Origin of the sequence: Mesorhizobium sp. M0062 (genome assembly GCF_040323125.1) — a bacterium.
Lineage (GTDB): Bacteria > Pseudomonadota > Alphaproteobacteria > Rhizobiales > Rhizobiaceae > Mesorhizobium.
On sequence record NZ_JAMYUO010000005.1, the window covers coordinates 132,478 to 150,980 of the forward strand.

General features: G+C 61.7%; 20 protein-coding genes. 7 read left to right on the forward strand and 13 right to left on the reverse strand.

The genetic code is table 11. The annotated features are described in order from the left end of the window. The first annotated feature begins 37 nt into the window (after positions 1–37). On the forward strand, positions 38–1,234 hold the full coding sequence (locus NKJ64_RS08505) for a DUF2865 domain-containing protein (RefSeq protein WP_352462347.1): 1,197 nt from the start codon (positions 38–40) through the stop codon (positions 1,232–1,234). Here the strand turns inward: NKJ64_RS08505 and gltX are convergent. Beyond that, positions 1,152–2,525, reverse strand: coding sequence for a glutamate--tRNA ligase (gene gltX / locus NKJ64_RS08510; protein WP_023684934.1), 1,374 nt, complete (start codon positions 2,523–2,525; stop codon positions 1,152–1,154). The two genes, NKJ64_RS08505 and gltX, sit on opposite strands and share 83 nt — an antisense overlap. Positions 2,526–3,256: 731 nt before the next feature. Between gltX and NKJ64_RS08515 the strand changes: the two genes are divergently transcribed. The 4 genes from NKJ64_RS08515 to NKJ64_RS08530 all read left to right on the forward strand — a co-directional run bounded on the left by NKJ64_RS08515 (position 3,257) and on the right by NKJ64_RS08530 (position 8,225). Further along, complete coding sequence (locus NKJ64_RS08515; protein WP_352462348.1) at positions 3,257–7,021, forward strand: vitamin B12-dependent ribonucleotide reductase; 3,765 nt, start codon at positions 3,257–3,259, stop codon at positions 7,019–7,021. Positions 7,022–7,059: 38 nt separating this feature from the next. Continuing rightward, positions 7,060–7,323, forward strand: a complete 264-nt coding sequence (locus NKJ64_RS08520) for a helix-turn-helix domain-containing protein (RefSeq protein WP_023684932.1) — start codon at positions 7,060–7,062, stop codon at positions 7,321–7,323. Positions 7,324–7,349: 26 nt separating this feature from the next. After that, the gene (locus tag NKJ64_RS08525) at positions 7,350–7,940 is read left to right on the forward strand and encodes an ImmA/IrrE family metallo-endopeptidase (protein ID WP_023684931.1); all 591 of its coding nucleotides are present in this window, start codon (positions 7,350–7,352) and stop codon (positions 7,938–7,940) included. A gap of 78 nt (positions 7,941–8,018) precedes the next feature. Then, a complete protein-coding gene (locus NKJ64_RS08530; protein ID WP_023684930.1) occupies positions 8,019–8,225 on the forward strand; it encodes a type II toxin-antitoxin system HicB family antitoxin in 207 nt (68 codons plus the stop codon). A 33-nt stretch (positions 8,226–8,258) separates the two neighbouring features. Here NKJ64_RS08530 and NKJ64_RS08535 read toward each other — a convergent pair whose 3' ends face one another. From NKJ64_RS08535 to NKJ64_RS08545, 3 genes are read right to left on the reverse strand one after another with little or no spacing between them, the layout of a single operon-like run. Further along, positions 8,259–8,864 (reverse strand): hypothetical protein, encoded by a 606-nt coding sequence (locus tag NKJ64_RS08535; RefSeq protein WP_352462351.1) that lies wholly within the window; start codon positions 8,862–8,864, stop codon positions 8,259–8,261. Between the two features lie 4 nt (positions 8,865–8,868). Then, complete coding sequence (locus NKJ64_RS08540; protein WP_352462353.1) at positions 8,869–9,390, reverse strand: hypothetical protein; 522 nt, start codon at positions 9,388–9,390, stop codon at positions 8,869–8,871. Between the two features lie 27 nt (positions 9,391–9,417). Then, on the reverse strand, positions 9,418–10,389 hold the full coding sequence (locus tag NKJ64_RS08545) for a DUF3592 domain-containing protein (protein WP_023806486.1): 972 nt from the start codon (positions 10,387–10,389) through the stop codon (positions 9,418–9,420). Positions 10,390–10,552: 163 nt separating this feature from the next. Between NKJ64_RS08545 and NKJ64_RS08550 the strand changes: the two genes are divergently transcribed. Beyond that, positions 10,553–11,494 (forward strand): phosphoribosylaminoimidazolesuccinocarboxamide synthase, encoded by a 942-nt coding sequence (locus NKJ64_RS08550; protein WP_352462411.1) that lies wholly within the window; start codon positions 10,553–10,555, stop codon positions 11,492–11,494. A 20-nt stretch (positions 11,495–11,514) separates the two neighbouring features. Here the strand turns inward: NKJ64_RS08550 and NKJ64_RS08555 are convergent, their stop codons facing one another. The 3 genes from NKJ64_RS08555 to NKJ64_RS08565 are packed head-to-tail and all read right to left on the reverse strand — an operon-like array spanning position 11,515 to position 13,204. Further along, entirely contained in the window at positions 11,515–12,399 is an 885-nt protein-coding gene (locus tag NKJ64_RS08555) for a DMT family transporter (protein ID WP_352462354.1), read from the reverse strand. Beyond that, on the reverse strand, positions 12,396–13,004 hold the full coding sequence (locus tag NKJ64_RS08560) for a class I SAM-dependent DNA methyltransferase (RefSeq protein ID WP_352462356.1): 609 nt from the start codon (positions 13,002–13,004) through the stop codon (positions 12,396–12,398). Before NKJ64_RS08560 ends, NKJ64_RS08555 begins: the two co-directional genes overlap by 4 nt. Before the next feature lie 26 nt (positions 13,005–13,030). Continuing rightward, positions 13,031–13,204, reverse strand: coding sequence for a hypothetical protein (locus tag NKJ64_RS08565; RefSeq protein ID WP_023669054.1), 174 nt, complete (start codon positions 13,202–13,204; stop codon positions 13,031–13,033). A gap of 104 nt (positions 13,205–13,308) precedes the next feature. Here NKJ64_RS08565 and NKJ64_RS08570 point away from each other — a divergent pair, with 104 nt between their 5' ends. After that, entirely contained in the window at positions 13,309–14,268 is a 960-nt protein-coding gene (locus NKJ64_RS08570; RefSeq protein WP_352462357.1) for a LysR substrate-binding domain-containing protein, read from the forward strand. On the opposite strand, the gene NKJ64_RS08575 is transcribed toward NKJ64_RS08570, so the two are convergent. The 6 genes from NKJ64_RS08575 to NKJ64_RS08600 all read right to left on the reverse strand — a co-directional run bounded on the left by NKJ64_RS08575 (position 14,258) and on the right by NKJ64_RS08600 (position 18,478). Further along, complete coding sequence (locus NKJ64_RS08575; protein ID WP_023700830.1) at positions 14,258–14,764, reverse strand: DUF2314 domain-containing protein; 507 nt, start codon at positions 14,762–14,764, stop codon at positions 14,258–14,260. The genes NKJ64_RS08570 and NKJ64_RS08575 overlap by 11 nt on opposite strands. Positions 14,765–14,918: 154 nt before the next feature. After that, positions 14,919–15,983 carry a glycoside hydrolase family 25 protein gene (locus tag NKJ64_RS08580; protein WP_023684920.1) on the reverse strand — a complete coding sequence of 355 codons (1,065 nt, stop codon included), beginning with the start codon at positions 15,981–15,983 and terminating at the stop codon, positions 14,919–14,921. 281 nt (positions 15,984–16,264) lie between these two features. Then, the gene (locus tag NKJ64_RS08585) at positions 16,265–16,456 is read right to left on the reverse strand and encodes a hypothetical protein (RefSeq protein WP_023690160.1); all 192 of its coding nucleotides are present in this window, start codon (positions 16,454–16,456) and stop codon (positions 16,265–16,267) included. A 116-nt stretch (positions 16,457–16,572) separates the two neighbouring features. Then, positions 16,573–16,971 (reverse strand): GFA family protein, encoded by a 399-nt coding sequence (locus tag NKJ64_RS08590; RefSeq protein WP_023684918.1) that lies wholly within the window; start codon positions 16,969–16,971, stop codon positions 16,573–16,575. Positions 16,972–17,157: 186 nt separating this feature from the next. After that, the gene (locus NKJ64_RS08595) at positions 17,158–18,114 is read right to left on the reverse strand and encodes an alpha/beta fold hydrolase (RefSeq protein WP_023669060.1); all 957 of its coding nucleotides are present in this window, start codon (positions 18,112–18,114) and stop codon (positions 17,158–17,160) included. 115 nt (positions 18,115–18,229) lie between these two features. Next, positions 18,230–18,478: a ParB N-terminal domain-containing protein gene (locus NKJ64_RS08600; RefSeq protein ID WP_008875526.1), complete on the reverse strand. Its 249-nt coding sequence runs from the start codon at positions 18,476–18,478 to the stop codon at positions 18,230–18,232. Positions 18,479–18,503 lie beyond the last annotated feature (25 nt).

Genomic DNA, 18,503 nt, shown 5'->3' on the forward strand with positions numbered 1-18,503 from the left:
GAATCCGGTAGACAGGCAGGCAAGCGGGGTTCGGGCAATGACGGGCGGACGATGGAGGCTGAAGCACCTGGCTGCGCTGCTCGGAGCGCTTGTGCTTTCGGCCGTCGCCACCACTGAACCGCAGGCCGCCTCCCGCGTTTGCCGTCAACTGGAAGCCGAGCTTGCTTCTTCATCGAATGGCGGCGGCAATTCCAGCATGGTGCGGAAGTATGACAAGGCCATCTCCCGCCAGTTCGAACAGCTATCAAAGGTGCGCGGTCGTGCGAGCGATGCGAATTGCGGGTTTTCGCTGTTTTCGCGCAATGTCAGCCAATGTGCTGCGCTGAACAGCAGCATCGATCGCATGAACGCCAATCTCGATGCGTTGCAAGCCAAGCGCGCGCAGCTTGCCGGCGGCGGCTCGCGGCGCGACCGCGGCCGCATCCTGGCCGCGCTCGACGCCAATGGCTGCCTTGACGAGCCCGCGCCGCGCCGGGAGCCGCTGCAGGAAGCCAGCCGCGAACCCGACGACGGCAATCTGTTCGACCAGCTTTTCGGCGGCAACCGGCAGATCGACACGCTCGATCAGCCCGATGATCCCGGCGAGGAGCGCAATGTGCGCCGGGTGCTCAATCAGCCCGGCGTGCCGGATTTCCCGACGGTCGGCGGCGAGTTCCATACGAGCTGCGTGCGCACCTGCGACGGCTATTTCTTCCCGATGTCGAACTCGGCTTCGCTCGGCGATTTCGAGCGCGACCAGAAGAATTGCGAATCGAGCTGCCCCGGCACCGAAATGCAGGTGTTCTATTCGCGCGGCATGGAAGACGATTCGGCCAACATGACGTCGTCGGTGACCGGGAGGCCCTACAGCGAGTTGCCTACCGCTTATCTCTACAAACAACCCAACCAGTCGCGGCCGCAGGCATGTGGCTGCAACGCGCAGGCCGGAAATTTCAAGATCATCGGCGGTAACCCGCCACCGCCCGAGCAGTTTCAGCCCGATATTGAGACCACGCCGTTCATTCCGGTGCCGGCGGCCAAACCCGATCCGGGCGCGGATCCGGAGACGCTGGCGAACGTACAAGGCGGGCTCGACCGCGCCGCCATCAAGCGCCTTGCCGTCAAGCCGGTGGTGTCGCCGGTGTCGCTGATCCCGCCGGACCAGCGCAAGGTCAGGGTCGTCGGGCCAGCGTTCCTTCCCGACCCAGCAGCGGCAATAGATCTGCAAGCTCCGGCCCGGAAGCAAGTCCGGTAAGCGCCAGCCTGAGCGGCATGAACAGCGCCTTGCCCTTGCGGCCGCTGGCTTCCCTGATCCTGGCCGTCCAGTCTTTCCAGACCGTACCGGTCCACGGCTCTTCCGGCAACAGGTCGAAGGCCTGCTGCAGGAAGTCGCGATCCTCGTCGGAAAATTCCGGCGCGGGCTGCGGGCCGTCGGCAAGGATGCGCCACCAGCCGACCGCGTCGCTCAGCCGGTCGAGATTGCCGCGCACCGCCAGCCAGAACGGCTCGGCCTTGTCGCCGGAGATGCCGAGCACGATCAGCCGATCCCGCGCCTCGGAAAACGGCATGTGGTGCATGAGCGCACGATTGAGCACGAACAGCTCGTCCGGGTCGAATTTGGCCGCCGATTTCGACGTGGCGGCGGGATCGAAGCGCGCGGCCAGTGCCGGCATGTCATGCACCGCTGCGACATTTTCCGAGGTGCCGACAAGGACGGCCAGCGAAGCCACAGCCATCGGTTCGATGCCCTCCTCGCGCAGGCTTTCGATCGACAGCGCACCGCTGCGCTTCGACAGGCCCTCGCCCGAGGCCGTGGTCAAGAGATTGTGGTGGCCGAAGACAGGCGGCTCGGCGCCCAATGCCTTGAACAGCGCGATCTGCACGCCGGTGTTGGTGACGTGGTCGTCGCCGCGGATGACATGACTGACCCCCATCTCGATGTCGTCGACGACCGAAGGCAGCGTGTAGAGATAAGTGCCGTCCTCGCGCCGCAGCACCGGATCGGACAGTGAGGCCAGATCGACGGTTTCCTCGCCGCGCACCAGATCGTTCCAGTGCACTTCGGTGCGTTCGGGCTGCAGCGGATCGCTGGTGAAATTCGGCAGCAGAAAGCGCCAGTGCGGCCGGCGGCCATCGGAGCGGTATTCGGCGATCTGCTGCTGCGAAAGCGCCAGCGCCTCGCGGCCATAGACCGGCGGCAGGCCGCGCGTGCGGCGCACCTTGCGGCGCAGGTCGAGTTCTTCGGGGGTCTCGTAGCAGGGATAGACAACGCCGGCTCTCTGCAGCCGCTCCACCGCCGCGTCGTAAGTTTCGAAGCGCCGCGACTGGTATTCGGTGGCGTCGGGAAAAATCCCCAGCCAGTGCAGGTCGTAGAGGATGGCGTCGGAAAATTCCTGCCTCGAGCGGGCAATGTCTGTGTCGTCGAAGCGCTGAATGAAACGGCCCTTGTTGTTCATGGCAAACAGCCAGTTGAACAAGGCGGTGCGGGCATTGCCGATATGAATGCGGCCGGTTGGTGAGGGGGCAAAACGGACGGTAACTGTCATGGGCGGGGCGTAACGGATGCTCTTGGAATTGACAAGACGCGCCCCCGCGCGACGCCAAAGACATAATGCACGCCAGCTAAAATGAAAAGGCTGTGAGCCAGAATCCGGCCGGGCCTGTCTCGGGTGAACCGCTCACCAGCGGTCCACGCCGGCAGAATCGGGCTTTCCTCAGCCGCTTTTTGTCCCCGTTATCCACATATGTGACACACAAGATGTTGGGGTCACAAAAGCTACGCAAACGAATCCTTGACGACGCAAACCGAGTCGCCTTTTATGTGCCATGTGCTCTTGTTGAGGGCGCGACCGGAGAGTTTCGAGCCCGGTCATTTTCCCGGATTTTGTGCGTTTTGGCCATGATTTCCGCCTGTTTACGAGGCTGGCGGAAGCGTTGGATCGTGGGGGCTTCGGGAGCGAAAAGGGAGATTTGTCGGACTGGAATAAATTGTCTGTTAACACTATATTTAGTGTTTGCAGGCAGGTTCGACGCTAGATAGTGTGAATTTCCCTCGGTCGAGGGAATCGAGGAAAAATTCAGTTTTGAGGGACCCGCAGGGTTCGGCGCAGAGTTGGAACAGCGGCATCGTAAGAAGCTCGACCAGCAAGGCGACGAAGACTGCCACAAGGAGAGCCGGTGTTTTCGAACGCCGGCAGACGGCGGACATGCGCGTTTCGCATTGGGGGCAGAAATCCCCGGGGAAAAGCGCTATATATAGACAAAAGGGACCGGACCAATGCGCATCGAGCGTCGTTTCACCAAGCCAGGCCAATCAGCTTACGCGGAGATCGAATTCCGCAAGGCGCTTTCGGAGATCAAGAATCCGGACGGCTCGGTGGTGTTCCGCTTGGACAATATCGATGTGCCGGCGCAGTTCTCGCAGGTTGCCGCCGACATCCTGGCGCAGAAGTATTTCCGCAAGGCCGGCGTGCCCGCGCGCCTGAAGAAGGTCGAGGAGAACGACGTCCCCTCCTTCCTGTGGCGCTCCGTCGCCGACGAGGCCGAGCTTGCCAAGCTGCCGGAAGCCGAGCGCTACGGTTCCGAAATCGACGCCCGCCAGGTCTTCGACCGGCTGGCCGGCACCTGGACCTATTGGGGCTACAAGGGCGGCTACTTCAAGTCGGAAGAAGACGCGAGCGCCTTCCGCGACGAACTCGCCTATATGCTCGCCACCCAGCGCGTTGCGCCGAACTCGCCGCAATGGTTCAACACCGGTCTGCACTGGGCCTACGGCATCGATGGTCCGAGCCAGGGCCACTATTATGTCGACCCGTTTACCGGCAAGCTGACCAAGTCGAAGTCCTCCTACGAGCATCCGCAGCCGCATGCCTGTTTCATCCAGGGCGTGCAGGACGATCTCGTCAACGAAGGCGGCATCATGGACCTGTGGGTGCGCGAAGCGCGCCTGTTCAAATACGGCTCGGGCACCGGCTCCAATTTCTCCATGCTGCGCGGCGAAGGCGAAAAGCTGTCGGGCGGCGGCCGTTCGTCCGGCCTGATGAGCTTCCTCAAGATCGGCGACCGCGCGGCGGGCGCAATCAAGTCGGGCGGCACCACGCGTCGTGCGGCCAAGATGGTCATTGTCGACGCCGACCATCCCGATATCGAGGAATTCATCGACTGGAAGGTCAATGAAGAGCAGAAGGTGGCGTCGCTGGTCACCGGCTCCAAGATCGTGAAAAAACATCTCGAAGCGATCATGAAGGCCTGCATCAATTGCGAAGGCCATGATGACGATTGCTTCGACCCGTCGATCAACACCGCGCTGAAGCGCGAGATCAAGGCGGCCAAGAAGTCGGCCGTGCCGGAGAACTACATCTACCGCGTCATCCAGTTCGCCAAGCAGGGCTACACCGCGATGTCGTTCAAGACCTACGACACCGACTGGGATTCCGACGCCTACCTCACCGTTTCCGGCCAGAACTCCAACAATTCGGTGTCGCTGAAGGACAACTTCCTGCGCGCCGTCGAGGACGACGCCGACTGGCATCTGACCGCCCGCAAGGACGGCAAGGTGCTGAAGACGCTGAAGGCACGCGACCTCTGGGAAAAGATCGGCTACGCCGCCTGGGCTTCGGCCGATCCGGGCCTGCATTTCAACACGACGATGAACGACTGGCACACCTGCGCTTCGGCCGGTGCGATCCGGGCCTCCAACCCGTGCTCGGAATACATGTTCCTCGACGACACGGCCTGCAACCTGGCCTCGATCAACCTGCTGCCTTACCGCAATGCCGACGGCACGATCGACATCGCCGCCTATGAGCACACGGTGCGGCTGTGGACCGTCGTCCTCGAAATCTCGGTGATGATGGCGCAGTTCCCGTCGAAGGAGATCGCCAAGCAGTCCTACGAATACCGCACGCTCGGCCTCGGCTATGCCAACATTGGCGGCCTGCTGATGACGTCCGGCATTCCCTATGATTCCGACGAGGGCCGCGCCATCTGCGCAGCGCTCACCGCCATCATGACCGGCACTGCCTATGCCACCTCGGCCGAGATGGCTGGCGAGCTCGGCGCCTTCGCCGATTACGACCGCAATGCGCAGAACATGCTGCGCGTCATGCGCAACCATCGCCGTGCCGCCTATGGCGAGAAACAGGGCTACGAGAAACTCGCCGTCAATCCGGTGCCGCTGGTCGCGTCCGACCTGAAGCAGCAGGAATTGGCCACGCACGCCAAGGCTGCCTGGGACCGCGCCATCGAACTCGGCGAAGAGCATGGCTACCGCAACGCGCAGGCGACCGTGATTGCGCCGACCGGCACGATCGGCCTGGTCATGGATTGCGATACCACCGGCATCGAGCCCGACTTCGCGCTGGTGAAGTTCAAGAAGCTCGCTGGCGGCGGCTACTTCAAGATCATCAACCGCGCCGTGCCGGAAGCGCTGCGCACGCTGGGCTATTCCGAGAGCCAGCTCGCCGAGATCGAGGCTTACGCTGTCGGCCACGGCAACATGAACCAGGCGCCGGCGGTCAACCCCGGCTCGCTCAAGGCGAAGGGTTTTACTGACGACAAGATCGCGGCGCTCAATGCGGCGCTGAAGTCGGCCTTCGACATCAAGTTCGTCTTCAACCAGTGGACGCTGGGCGCCGACTGGGTGAAGGAGACATTCGGCTTCACCGATGAGCAGCTCAACGACTTCTCGTTCGAGATGCTGCCGGCGCTCGGCTTCTCCAGGAAGGACATCGAGGCCGCCAACATCCATGTCTGCGGTGCGATGACGCTGGAAGGCGCGCCCTTCCTCAAGGCCGAGCATCTGGCGGTGTTCGACTGCGCCAGCCCGTGCGGCAAGATCGGCAAGCGCTCGCTGTCCATCAACAGCCACATCCAGATGATGGCGGCGGCACAGCCCTTCATCTCCGGCGCCATCTCCAAGACCATCAACATGCCCAACGATGCGACGGTGGAAGACGCCAAGGGCGCCTACATGCTGTCGTGGAAGCTGGCGCTGAAGGCCAACGCGCTCTACCGCGACGGCTCGAAGCTGTCGCAGCCGCTGAATTCGTCGCTGCTCGCTGACACCGAGGATGACGAGGACGATGCGGTCGAGCAGTTGATCGCGGCGCCCGCTTCACAGCGTGCCGTGCAGGTCACCGAGAAGATCGTCGAGCGCGTCATCGAACGCCTCTACCGCGACCGCGAAAAATTGCCGAACCGCCGCAAGGGCTACACCCAGAAGGCAGTCGTCGGCGGCCATAAGGTCTACCTGCGCACGGGCGAATTCGATGACGGCCGCATCGGCGAGATCTTCATCGACATGCATAAGGAAGGCGCCGCTTTCCGGGCGATGATGAACAACTTCGCCATCGCCATCTCGCTTGGCCTGCAATATGGCGTGCCGCTCGAGGAATTTGTCGAGGCCTTCACCTTCACCAAATTCGAGCCGGCCGGCATGGTGCAGGGCAATGACGCCATCAAGAATGCGACGTCGATCCTCGACTATGTGTTCCGCGAACTCGCCGTGTCCTATCTCGGCCGCCACGACCTCGCCCATGTCGACCAGTCGGATTTCGACAAGACGGCGCTCGGACGCGGCATCAACGAAGGCAAGGCGACGCCGTTCTCGAAGGGCCTTACCCGCGGCGCCTCGCCGGTCAAGTTGGTGTCTGGCCTAGGTGGCGAACCCAAGGGTTTTGCCGGATCGCCTGCCGCGGCCCCTGCCCGGGTCACTCCAACTGCGTTCTCAGGCTCCAACGTGTTGGCGCTTAAACCAGCAAGCGACGAAGCCATCGCCTACAAGCGCGACTATGAGGAGCGAGCCAAGGAATTGGTCGAAGATATTGTTTCCGAGGAGGCTGCCGACCCCACCGGGTTGTTCACCGACGAAGCAGCGAAAGAAGCGGCCGAGGCAAAGGCGCTTGCCTCCACGCGCCGTCAGCAATCCTTGATGCAAGGCTACACCGGCAACGAATGCTCGGAATGCCACAACTTCACCATGGTGCGGAACGGCACCTGCGAGAAGTGCGATACCTGCGGCTCGACGAGCGGGTGCAGCTGAGAAATCGAGGGTCGGACGAAGATTCCTAGGAGATTTTCATGAGCAATGGCAGTCCGGAAAAATTTGGCGCATTTGTTGAGCGCACACGCCGTGAGAAGAGATGGTCACAGAACCAGCTCGGAAAGTTGATCGGTGCAGGCAGCGCATACATCACGAGTGTGGAAAACGGGGAAATCTGGCCGACCGATTACATCCTAGACCAACTTGCGGCGCTTTTTGGGGTGCCTCATGAGTATCTGATCGTTATGCTCGGACCGAAGCCGCAATCGGCCGTCGAAGCTCAACCTCGACCTAAGGCCTGAAACGCCCATGCGGCCAGGAGGATACCATGAAATCCCTGGATCGCTTCAACTCCGAAAAGCTAAGTGAACTTGAGATCGCCGATCGTGCCCGCAACTTCAGAGGTACCTTCGGCGTCTCAGACAAACTTTATATAAATATCATAGAAATTCTTGAATTCAGATTGAAGGAGATACTTCCCGATTTCAAATTGATGGTTCGGCGTGACATCGAACTGGACAAAACTGCACAGGCTATGAATGATCCACCGAGGATTTTGGTTAGAGAGTCGATCTATGACGGAGCTTGCGACGGAGATCAGGAATGCCGCAGAATACTGGCCCACGAATTGGGTCATCTACTCTTACATGCGCACATAGGCGGCACAAAACAGCAAGATATTCTTGGCTACTCTCCTCAATTTGAGAATATGAATGCGCTGGATAGCATAGAAGATCAGGCAGATATATTTGCACGGAATTTCTTAGTTCCGCCATTCATTGCATTCGAGCATAGACACGATATAGAAAAGCTCTCAAAAATTACCGGCGCTCCCATCAATATTGCGTCAGCCGCTGCATTGATTTCTAAGCGCACTGAGATGCTGAAGGTCAGGCAGCCACCGAAAAGACAACAGTAAATTTGTTTCGCGCCAGCATCAAGTTGTGGCAGAGCGCGCCGAAGCCTTCTGAAGTGGTCGGCCTAACGGACTGATGACATGCGTTATGCAGTCGTAATCGAAAAAGCCGGAGAAAATTTTTCCGCCTATGTGCCGGATCTACCGGGCTGCATCGCGACTGGTGCGACAGTGCCGGAGGTGGAAATCGAAATTCGCGACGCAATACGGTTCCATATCGAGGGCTTGCGTGCTGATGGGCTGGATATACCGAAAGGCCTCAGTCTCACAAAATACGTCGAAGCATAGAGACAGACCCCGACCAGGATTTTCTGCGCCTACCTACTCCACCACCCTCAGCGTCTGCTCGTCAAACAACGGTTCGTCCTGCCCCGCTCGCACAAACAGCACCTTGTGCCCGTCGCCCGCCGGTACCTCGAAATACTGGATGCCATCCGGCATTTCGCCCCAGTCGCCGCAGGGCGGTTCGGGAACTTCATCACTGGCGAGCGCCTGCAGCTCCTTGGCGTAGGCGGCGTCGGGGTTGAATGTGTAGCGCTTGACGCCGGCGAGCACGGTGCCCTGCGTATAAGGCGCCAGTACGCAGCGAGCGCTGACTGATTTGTCGGTCTTTTCCAGCAACAGGCGCAGCACCGCAGCCTCGGCGGTTTCGCCCGATTTGATGTCGAACACCACGACCAGTGGATCGGGCGCGCCGCCGTCGCTGTATTTGATGGCGAGCGCATTGCCGGCGAACTCGAAATGGATCTGGCGGAAGCCGAAATCGCAGCGCTGCGCCCAAGCGGCCAGCCCAACCGTCTTGTCGGCCATTTTTTCCCAGACGCATTTGTCGATCGGCGGGCGCGACGGCGACGGCTCGTCCGCATATGCAGCGGCTGATATCGCCGCGGCGGCAAACAGCACGCAAATCCAGACAATCGGTCTCATGGCGCTATTCATCGCTGCATCCTGTCAATGTGAAGGCGTCCCACGCCGAGCCGTCCGGATTGGCATTGGCGAAATCGGCAAATTCGGTGAAGCCCGCGCCGAAATCGGGCAGCAACAGCCCTTTCGGCGCCGGTGTCGCTTCGCGCGAATTCAGCTGCTCGGCGCCGCCTCCGGTCAAGGCATAGACCTGGCTCATCCATATCCGGCACATCCCGCTGCCGTCCTCCAGCCCCGCTTCGCGGTCGTCGTCGGTGCAGGCATGGCGGATGGTGCCGAGCGGAAACGAATTTTTGCCATTGGTCCAGGTGATGTCGGCCGGCAAGCGCGTGTCGGTGTTGGGGACGGTCACCGAAAACACTTCGGCCGTCAGTGCCGCCGGTTCATTGTCGAGCGGCCGGAATTGCAACACCGCGCCCGAACGCGGCTCGCGATAGGTGGCGTGGCTTAGCAGACACTCTCTTGCGCTCGCTGCCTGCACGGCGCCGAGCAGAGCCAGGCAAACGACGGCCAGCCTGCGAACGATCATTGGATGTCTCGTCATGAAAGTGGCGCCTCAGATAAAACCGACCAGCCAAGCCGCGCCGCCCAAAAACGCGGCCGAACAGACCCACAGCAGCCAAAGCCCGCGCACCCTGCATTCGAGCACTGCCGAGGCGGGGTTGGCTGGGTCGTAATGCACGTCGACCTTGCCGCCCTCGGCATAGCTGCGCGCCTGGCCGCTGACGAGGCCGGGCATTGAAGCGGTGACCGTGGCGCCGAAGGTGACGCGGTCTGAGGTGTAGTGCTGGCCTGCGACGCCGTAGCTGTACACGATGCGGGATTTGAAGACGGTGCTCCAGCGTCGATGGCTGCTGTAGTTTCGCAGCGTCTGCAGGCCCGAGGAGTCAATGCGGCCGGGGGCGACCGGCCATTTTGCCGCCTGCTCGGCAAGCGACTTCTGGACGAAGGCCATGCGCAGGATCATCAGCCCCATGAACAGCAGCAGCGCTCCGGCGCCGAGGTTCTGCGGCTTGGGCAAATGCGGCCGGATCGCCTCCAGCACGCCACCGAGCGAAAACACCAACACCACCGTGCCGATCACCAGCCCGGCCGAGAGCTTGACCATGAACTTGAAGGCGCCGTCCGGCAGGGTGCGTTCGATCACGGCCTTGCCCGGATCGGCCGGATTGTAGAAGACGGTCACTTCAGCGCCGGTGGGAAACTGCGCCAGGGTTTCGGTGACTTCGAAATTCCCCAGATTCTCCTTCACGCTGTAGCGCGAGCTTTGATATTTCTTTTTACCGACCTTGTATTCGAAGGTGATCGCCGGAAAATTGCGCATCTCGGTGGTGTCGCTGCTGTCCGAGCCGACGCCCGACCTTCTGACTTCACGCGCCTCGACGCGCGACGAGATGATCTTGCCCGGCGCCGGCAGCCAGTGGCTCATCGCCTGCACCTCGCGCCATTTGACGAAGGTGATGAACGACAGACCACCCGCGATCGCGCAGGCAAATCCGACAATCAGAAATTTGAGCTCTACGTCCACCGCGTCCCCCAGGAGTTCAGGAAGCTGCAAATAGATAGCACGGCGAAGGCAATGTCTTGATTATTCGCAAAGGACGAACCGCCCTTCCTCGGGTATCGAAGCCCCGCCAACTTTGTTAAGAGTCGCCCAAACTGTTAGGAGCCACGAGACCAGGATGACAGCACTGCGCGTTCTCTCGGATGCCTTCATTCCGGAACTCCCGAACCACTACAAAGGCAAGGTCCGCGAGAATTACGATCTGCCGGATGGCCGCCGCATCATCATCGCCACCGACCGGCTGAGCGCCTTCGATGTGATCCTGACCGCAATACCGCTCAAGGGAGAGTTGCTGACGCAGACGGCGCGCTACTGGTTCGAGGAAACGGCGGACATCTGCCCCAACCATGTGCTCGATTATCCCGACCCCAATGTCGTCGTCGGCACCAGGCTCGACATTCTGCCGGTGGAAATCGTCGTTCGCGACTACCTCGCCGGCACCACCAGCACTTCGGTGCTGACGAAATACAAGAACGGCGAACGCGATATGTACGGCATCCGCCTGCCGGACGGATTGCGCGACAATGAGAAGCTGCCGCAGGCCATCATCACGCCGACCAGCAAGGCGCTCGATGGCGGTCACGACGAGCCATTGACGCGCGATGAGATCTTGACGCGCGGCCTGTTGTCGGAAGAGCAATGGGACACCGTCTCGCGCTATGCGCTGGCGCTGTTTGCGCGCGGCAAGGCGTTGGCCGCCAAGCGCGGCCTGATCCTGGTCGACACCAAATACGAGTTCGGCACGGACAAGGATGGCGCCATCATCCTTGCCGATGAAATCCATACGCCCGACTCAAGCCGCTACTGGCTTGCGGCAAGCTATGAAGAGCGTTTCAAGGCAGGCGAGCGGCCGCAAAGTTTCGACAAGGACTTTATTCGCGCCTGGGTGACCGCGCGCTGCGATCCCTACAAGGATCGTATTCCGAAAATCCCCGCCGAGCTCATCGAGCAGACATCGCGGGTTTACACGCAGGCCTTTGAGACCATCACCGGCAAGACCTTCACCGCCGATATCTCGGGAAAGACGGTGCTGGACCGCATTCGCGAGAACCTGCGATCTTATTTCTGACGGCGGCTGGCGGCCGCCGGTCAACTTGCCGAGGTCGCGGACACGGACGGTTCTGGCGGAGCGCGCCACGTGCCGAGATATGATCCGCACAGGATGAGCGCGAAGGCCGCGACAATGCCGATATCGAGCGGCTCCGAAAGGACGAGCACGCCGGCTGCCACGGACACGGCGGGCGCCACATAGGTGATGACGACCGCCCGTTCGGGGCCGATCTCCCGCACCAGCAGGAAATAGGTGGCGAAGGCAATCGACGTGCAAAACACGCCAAGACCGAGGATTGCGCCAACCACCGTTGTCGACGGCATGGCCGCCGGCCAGGCCAACGCCGCCGGCACGGCGTAGATCAGCGCGGCCCCTGCCAGACAGACTGCCGTCAGCGAGGTTGCCGGCACATCGTTCAGCCAGCGCGACGCGATGATCGAACCCGAGGCATAGCAGGCCGCGGCCATGAGAATCTCGACGACCGCGAGAAATCCGCCACCCAAGGTCGGCAGCGCCAGCACGAAGACACCGGCAAAACCGAGGAAAAGGCCGGTCCAGCGGCGTATCCCCAGCCGCTCATCCGAACCCATCAGCTTGGAGAGCGCGACGGTTACGGCCGGCGTCATGGCAATCAGCAGCCCGGCGGTGGAACTGTCGATGCTGACTTCGCCATGGGTGATCAGCCCCCATGGCAGGATCATCTCGACCAGACAGAATGCGGCGACCGCCCGACAATGTGTCTTCAGCCATCCGAAACTGCGCTGGACAAGGACGAAGGGCAGCAGCGCCAGGGCGCCGACGGCTGTTCGGGCAAAGACCAGGAAGGGCACCGACACCTCGGCAACTGCCAGCTTGATCAACAAATAGGGAATGCCCCACAGGAGGCTGAGCAGCACGAACAAAAACAGTCCGCGGCGCGTCATGACGGCCTCACAGCCAGAAAGGTGGTCCACTCTTCGCGATCGCGGCCGACGTTGAATTCGTCTCCGACAAGGACCAGCCCGGCGTTTTCGAGGCGGGCCGCGAAGTCGTCCCTGCGCCAGTAGACCGTATGATATTCGCCGCTCTTCTCGCCATCGCCAATGCGCATCGAGACGAGGAAGGCGCCGCCCGGCCGCAACGACCCGGCAATCTTGGCAAGCACCTGGTCGGCCTGCTCGCGCGGCACGTGGATCAGGACGCACAATGCGAGCACCGCGTCGTAGGGGCCGCCGAGATCGTCGGTGATGAGATCGAGAAACTCACCCTGCTTGCCGCGTGCGGCCTGCAACTCGAGAAACCGCTTCGTTGCGTCTGTGCGCCGAACCTGGACACCGAGCCCTTCGACGAAGTCCGCATCGTATCCGGGTCCCGAACCGACTTCCAGAATCCGGCCGCCTTTGCCGGCGATCTTCACCAGGCGCTTCAGCCATTTCTGTTCTCTTTGGTTCGGAACGTGCCGCACCAGAGCGTCGTAGCGTTCGGCATAGTCCTCATAGGCGTTGATCGTTTGGCGGCTCTTCGCCAGATCCTCGGATGGCACAGTCATCTTTCCCCCATGGTCAAAGAGCTTGCTTAGCCAATGGTGCCGGGAGGCACGCGTCCGTCAAGCATACCGATATCCCTGAGGAAATGATCCGACAGCGAGCGGCGGTCGAGCAGGCCGCGCTTGCGAGGCCTGAACGGCGCGGTGAAGAGGTCGAGCACCGGGCGGCGAAGCGTGTTGTAGAGAGCGATGGTGGTGGTCATTGCCGTATCCTCCAGGGTTTGATCCGATGAATGCAGCATGCCGTTTTCCGGGCTTGGTTTCCAATCGAACGTCGCGTAGTATGCATCAGCGGGATTGATGCGTCATGAGCTGGGAACTGCCACCATTAGGAGCCATCAGGGTCTTTGAAGCCGCGGCCCGGCTGGGCAGTTTCACCAAGGCAGCCGAAGAACTCGGCATGACCCAATCAGCTGCCAGCTATCAGATAAAGGTGCTGGAAGAACGTGCCGGAACGCCGCTTTTCATAAGAAAAACAAGGCAGATCGCGCTGACCGAGGCCGGACAGCAGCTGGCGCCGCACGCAACAGGCGCGTTCTCGACCCTGGCCGACGCATGGGTCGCCACCAAGGGTGGAGCGACCGGCGTGCTGTCGGTGACGACCATGGAAACCTTCGCATCGAACTGGCTGGCCGTATGGCTTGGAACATTCCAGCTGATGCATCCCGACCTTGCCGTGAAGGTGAATACATCGCACGGGCTGGTCGATTTCACGCGCGGCGACATGGATGTCGGCATTCGCACCGGCAGTGGAAATTGGCCGGGCCTGACGGCTCACTATCTGTTCAAGGCGGACTATACGCCGATGCTCAGCCCGAGACTCGCCGAAAGCGTCGGCGGCATCCACCGCCCCGAGGATCTTTACCAAGTGCCGCTATGCTGTGCCGACGATCCCTGGTGGGAAATCTGGTTCAAGGCTGCCGGCGTGCCGTTCGAGCCCGATCGCGTCATCGCTGGCCCGAAGCTGGGTACGCAGGCCTATGATGCGATGGCGGCGCTGACCGACAAGGGCGCCGCGATCCTCACCAGAAACCTTTACAGCGCCCTGTTGGAAAAGGGCCAGTTGATACAGCCGTTCGACGTGCTTGGCTCGGACGGCGACGGCTATTGGCTGGTGCATCTGGAGAGCCGCCGCAACGCGCCCAAAATCAAGGTGTTTCGCGACTGGGTGCTGGCGCAAACGGCAGAGATACGCGAACGCGAAAAGCGCGACAGCCCTCTAGGCACCGCGATAAAACTCGCCCGCGCCTCAACCCTCAGTCCTTGAAGGTCAACCCGTACTTTGCAACCTGCTCCTTCGGCATATCCGCAAGCGCCTGGCGCGTGGTGTAGCCGCCGTAGATCACCTTGCCGTTCTTGATCATCCAGTCCTCGACGTCGGCCTCGGTTACCGTCATCCTGTCGCCCATCTTGTACTTGTTGCCATTGACCGGCACGTCAGCAAGCAGGCCGATATAGGAGCCTTCGCTGTAGCCCACCAGCTGCAGCCAGATATGCTCGGTGGCGCCGTTCTGGGTCAGCGGGAATTTTACCGTGTAGGTGCCCGGCGTGCCGGCGTCCATCAGTTCGTGGAAGCGCTTGAGGGTCGAGCGGCCGCTGTCCTTGGCGGCCTGCATCGCCTTGTCCTCGGTGGAATAGGACACGACGTTCTGCTTCGACTCCGCCAGCGAAGCGCCACTTCCGCCCGGCATGTGGCCGAGCGAACTGAAAAACCCGTAGCCGACGGCGGCGGCAAGTGCGACAGCCACAACTGGATTGCGCAATGGATCCCTCCGAAAACCCGATCACGGGCACGTTACCGGAAGGCTGTTGCGATACCGCTAAAGGACACAGTGAGCGGATCGTTAGCGAGACGCTGAAAATTCAACCCAAGGCGCAGCGGCAGGCAGCGCAGGCGCACCGGCACCGGCCTGACGTTCAGTCGGCGTCGGCGACGGTCGTCTGCCCGCCTGCCCATGCCCGCCAGGCGCGCTCGTCGCCATGGAAGACGTTGAGGTCGATGCGGCCGGTCACGCCGTGCGACAGGCCGGAGCCGGAGTACTGCCAGAACAGCCATTTGCGGCCGGGATAGACTTTTGAGGGATGCCGCGCCACGGCGCGCAGCCAGAACGGATAATCGAGAAACGCACCCTTGAGATTGTCGCGATAGAAATCCGGTGCGGTGTAGATGATGGGCCGCTGGCCGTAATGGCGCTCCAGCTTGTCCATGAACACCTTCATCTTTTCCAGCACGGTGGCCCGCGACGGCCGCCGCTTGCAGGAAGATTCGCCGTTCCACTCGACATCGATCACCGGTGGCAGCGCGCCTTCGACCCTCGGCACATTGCGGATGAACCAGTCGGCCTGCTCGCCCGCAGTGCGGCACCAGTAGAAGAAATGATAGGCGCCGCGCTTCAGCCCGGCGGCGTCGGCATTGCGCCAGTTCTTCATGAACATCGGGTCGAGATGGTCGCCGCCATCGGTCGCCTTGATGTAGGCGAAGTTGGCGCCCTGGGCGCGCAGCTTGCCCCAGTTGACATTGCCCTGCCAGCGCGAGACGTCGACGCCGTGGACGGCAAGGTAGCGTGGCGAAGCCTTGCCGAAATTGATCGGCTTGGCGTCGCGGAAACCGTAGCGGGTGACCGGCGAGGCCAGCATGGCCGGCGCCGCGCGCGTCAACCGCTTCGGCGCAGACATCAGAGCGGCGGGCTCGAGCTGTGGTCTGGTGCTCCCCTGCGGCGTGCCCGCGACGATGGCCTCTTCTTCCTCGACCATGGAAAAGGGCGGCGCATTGTCGGCCACAGCGTTGTCGGCCACCATGTCGGACCGCATCGGCGCGAGGTCGGCGGTCTCCGCCGGAGCCGCTGTGACCGGCGCGCTCGGACGCACGACCGAACTGGTCGTCTCGTTCGACGGCTGCAAGCCATCGACGCCCGCTGTGGACGAACAGCCGGCAAGCCACAGCGATGCCAACATGAAACTGACGACGCCTGAAATCCGCATCTGGACCTGTACGCAAAACACAACAGACCGAAGGCAAACAGACGCCGCCGGACAAACCGGCCTCGATTACTAACGAGAAATTACCAACAAAGTTTGAATCAAGTTGTTAGGAATTGGCCCTCTTGTCTTCTCCCCCTGTGGGAGAAGGTGGATCGGCGCGTAGCGCCGAGACGGATGAGGGGTGTTCCAGCGGAGTGAGGCGTTGGCGTTCCCTGGAACACCCCTCATCCGACCGAGCTTCGCTCGGCCACCTTCTCCCACAAGGGGAGAAGGGGAAGCCCTTACCTTCCCAGCCATTGCTGCATGCAGCTTTTCGCCACCACATGCGCCGGTGGCACGGCGTCGGCGGCCGGGCGGCGGGCACGTTCGAGCAGCAGGCGAACCTGTTCGGGGCGCACGCGGTCACGCTCCATGACGAGGAGGACCATCGGGTCGCTCAAAAGCTCGTCCAGGGTGTTGATTCTGTCGCTCATCGGTCGTCTCCTCGATACCGGCCCGCAGACGATAGATAGGCAGGCAATCATGGCCCGCCAATGACGCTTTGCCGGCTATGTCGTGGTTTCGGGATTAATTTCCGGTAAGGCCGGCGTCAGTTCGGAGGCGGCGCGCCTTCATGGTGCGGCAGGCCGTCATCGAGTTGCAGCCAGGGCTGCTTCGAGGCGGTCCACATATGCATTTCCGGCTTGAACAGCGAGGGATCGTCGAGCGAGCCGGTGGTGATGCCGACGATGCCGGCGGAGTCGCGTCGGGAAAACAGCGTGGTGCCGCAAGCGGCGCAAAAGCCGCGCTTGAGGTCCGGAGAGGTGTTGACCGTCGCCACCTCTCCCTCGACGGTGACATCGTCGATGCGAAACAAAAGGCGGGCATTGAAAGCCGCGCCGATCACCTTCTGGCAGCGCCGGCAATGGCAGACGCGCTGGTTGAGCGGCGCCGCCTCGGTGCCGTAGCGCACTGCCCCGCAATGGCATCCGCCCTGGTATTTCGTCATCATTCGAACCCATCGCACTGAAGGTCTCTTGATGATATCGACAGGTACCTCCGGTCAATTGAAAAGCCCTGATGGCGCCATCGATTGCGCCGATAGGACCAATGGCTGCGCCAAGGCTCCGTAGCCTCGCAGGCACAAAAAAGCCGACCGCCTCTTCGAGACGGCCGGCATGTATTTTCAGGCAAGCTATTTCGTTTCGCTGAGGACTTCGTCCCAGGTCTTCACCTTGGTTTCGCCATTGAGGAAGGGCAGTGCCGCGGCCGTCAGCTCCGGTGCGAAGAAGACGTCGTAGTGGGTGCGATTGGGAATGATGGCCAGCCGGTTCTGCGACAGGTTCTCACGCATCCAGCCGGCATCCTTCAGCCCGCCGCCGAGCATCTGGTAGAACTTGATCTCGTGCTCGGGCTTGTACATGTCGCTGTCGCCATAGGCCAGCATAACTGGCATCTTCAGCTTCGCCACATCGGCGGAATAGTCGTAATCCTTGCGCATGAAATTGCCCAGCGCATCGAGCAGTTTAGGGAAATCGTCGGGACGTGGGGCGACGGCGACGTAGGATTTGTACATCGGCGTGTCCTTCATGAAATCGGCGGCGGCCGCGCTCACCTGCGCCTGCTGGCCGCGCATCTCGTCATAGAAGCCATTGGCGGCGAAGCCGGTCGAGACCAGGACCAGCCGGCGCACCGTCTCGGGATGCTGAACGGCCATGCGGAAGGCGACGCCGCCGCCCAGCGAATAGCCAAGCACGTCGACCTTGTCATAGCCGAGCGCCTTGACGATACCAGCCATGTCGTCGCCCATCCCCTCCAGGCTGAAGGGTCGCTCGCCGAGCGCGGTGCGGCCATGGCCCTGCAGGTCGACGGCAATGATGGTGCGGTTTTCCGCCAGCTTCGGCAGCAGCGGCGCGAACATGTCCGACGTGCCAAGGCCGCCATGCAGCAGAAGCAGCGGTTCTCCCTTGCCATAGACGGCATAGTAGTAATTCAGGCCGTCGATCGGCAGCAAGCCGGACTTTTCCGGCTTCGGCATGGCTGTTGCTTCGGTGGTCATGGCGGGCTTGGTCTCCTCTGCATTGGCTGGGCCGGGCGCTGCAAACAAGGCAGCGACCGAGGCAAGAATGGCGAAATAGATTCGTCTGGACATGTCGGTCTCCTCAGGTTCCCCCCAAGGACGAGCGAGCACGCCGCGTGCCGACATGCCCTGCGAAAAAATCCGCGGAAGAATGATCGGTTTGGCTGTTGTCGATCGGTCGCGCGCCTCAGTGGCGCTTGGCTTGCACCAGATAGGCGTCGATCTCGGTCTCGCCGAGCCATTTGGCGGCTTCCAGCCGGTGCAGGCCCTCGACCAGGATGTGGCGCTTGCCGTCATGGCGAACCTGGATCGGCGTCTTCATGCCGTTTTCCAGTATGTCTTCGGCCAGGTGCCGGACCGTTTCGGGATGCAGCGTCTTCTTGCGCGCCGTCGGCACGTAGATGTCATCGACCTTGACCTTCTGCACTCTCAGCATGCCGGCTCCCGAGGCGGAAAATGCC

What these genes read in the sequence shown, in the direction of transcription:
- NKJ64_RS08530 (WP_023684930.1), top strand. Translation starts at nt 8,019, where the DNA reads ATGCGTTATGCAGTCGTAATCGAAAAAGCCGGAGAAAATTTTTCCGCC.
- NKJ64_RS08560 (WP_352462356.1), bottom strand. Translation starts at nt 13,004, where the DNA reads ATGACTGTGCCATCCGAGGATCTGGCGAAGAGCCGCCAAACGATCAAC.
- NKJ64_RS08585 (WP_023690160.1), bottom strand. Translation starts at nt 16,456, where the DNA reads ATGAGCGACAGAATCAACACCCTGGACGAGCTTTTGAGCGACCCGATG.
- gltX (WP_023684934.1), bottom strand. Translation starts at nt 2,525, where the DNA reads ATGACAGTTACCGTCCGTTTTGCCCCCTCACCAACCGGCCGCATTCAT.
- NKJ64_RS08580 (WP_023684920.1), bottom strand. Translation starts at nt 15,983, where the DNA reads ATGCGGATTTCAGGCGTCGTCAGTTTCATGTTGGCATCGCTGTGGCTT.
- NKJ64_RS08515 (WP_352462348.1), top strand. Translation starts at nt 3,257, where the DNA reads ATGCGCATCGAGCGTCGTTTCACCAAGCCAGGCCAATCAGCTTACGCG.
- NKJ64_RS08540 (WP_352462353.1), bottom strand. Translation starts at nt 9,390, where the DNA reads ATGATCGTTCGCAGGCTGGCCGTCGTTTGCCTGGCTCTGCTCGGCGCC.
- NKJ64_RS08570 (WP_352462357.1), top strand. Translation starts at nt 13,309, where the DNA reads ATGAGCTGGGAACTGCCACCATTAGGAGCCATCAGGGTCTTTGAAGCC.
- NKJ64_RS08565 (WP_023669054.1), bottom strand. Translation starts at nt 13,204, where the DNA reads ATGACCACCACCATCGCTCTCTACAACACGCTTCGCCGCCCGGTGCTC.
- NKJ64_RS08595 (WP_023669060.1), bottom strand. Translation starts at nt 18,114, where the DNA reads ATGTCCAGACGAATCTATTTCGCCATTCTTGCCTCGGTCGCTGCCTTG.
- NKJ64_RS08505 (WP_352462347.1), top strand. Translation starts at nt 38, where the DNA reads ATGACGGGCGGACGATGGAGGCTGAAGCACCTGGCTGCGCTGCTCGGA.
- NKJ64_RS08525 (WP_023684931.1), top strand. Translation starts at nt 7,350, where the DNA reads ATGAAATCCCTGGATCGCTTCAACTCCGAAAAGCTAAGTGAACTTGAG.
- NKJ64_RS08590 (WP_023684918.1), bottom strand. Translation starts at nt 16,971, where the DNA reads ATGACGAAATACCAGGGCGGATGCCATTGCGGGGCAGTGCGCTACGGC.
- NKJ64_RS08520 (WP_023684932.1), top strand. Translation starts at nt 7,060, where the DNA reads ATGAGCAATGGCAGTCCGGAAAAATTTGGCGCATTTGTTGAGCGCACA.
- NKJ64_RS08535 (WP_352462351.1), bottom strand. Translation starts at nt 8,864, where the DNA reads ATGAGACCGATTGTCTGGATTTGCGTGCTGTTTGCCGCCGCGGCGATA.
- NKJ64_RS08600 (WP_008875526.1), bottom strand. Translation starts at nt 18,478, where the DNA reads ATGCTGAGAGTGCAGAAGGTCAAGGTCGATGACATCTACGTGCCGACG.
- NKJ64_RS08555 (WP_352462354.1), bottom strand. Translation starts at nt 12,399, where the DNA reads ATGACGCGCCGCGGACTGTTTTTGTTCGTGCTGCTCAGCCTCCTGTGG.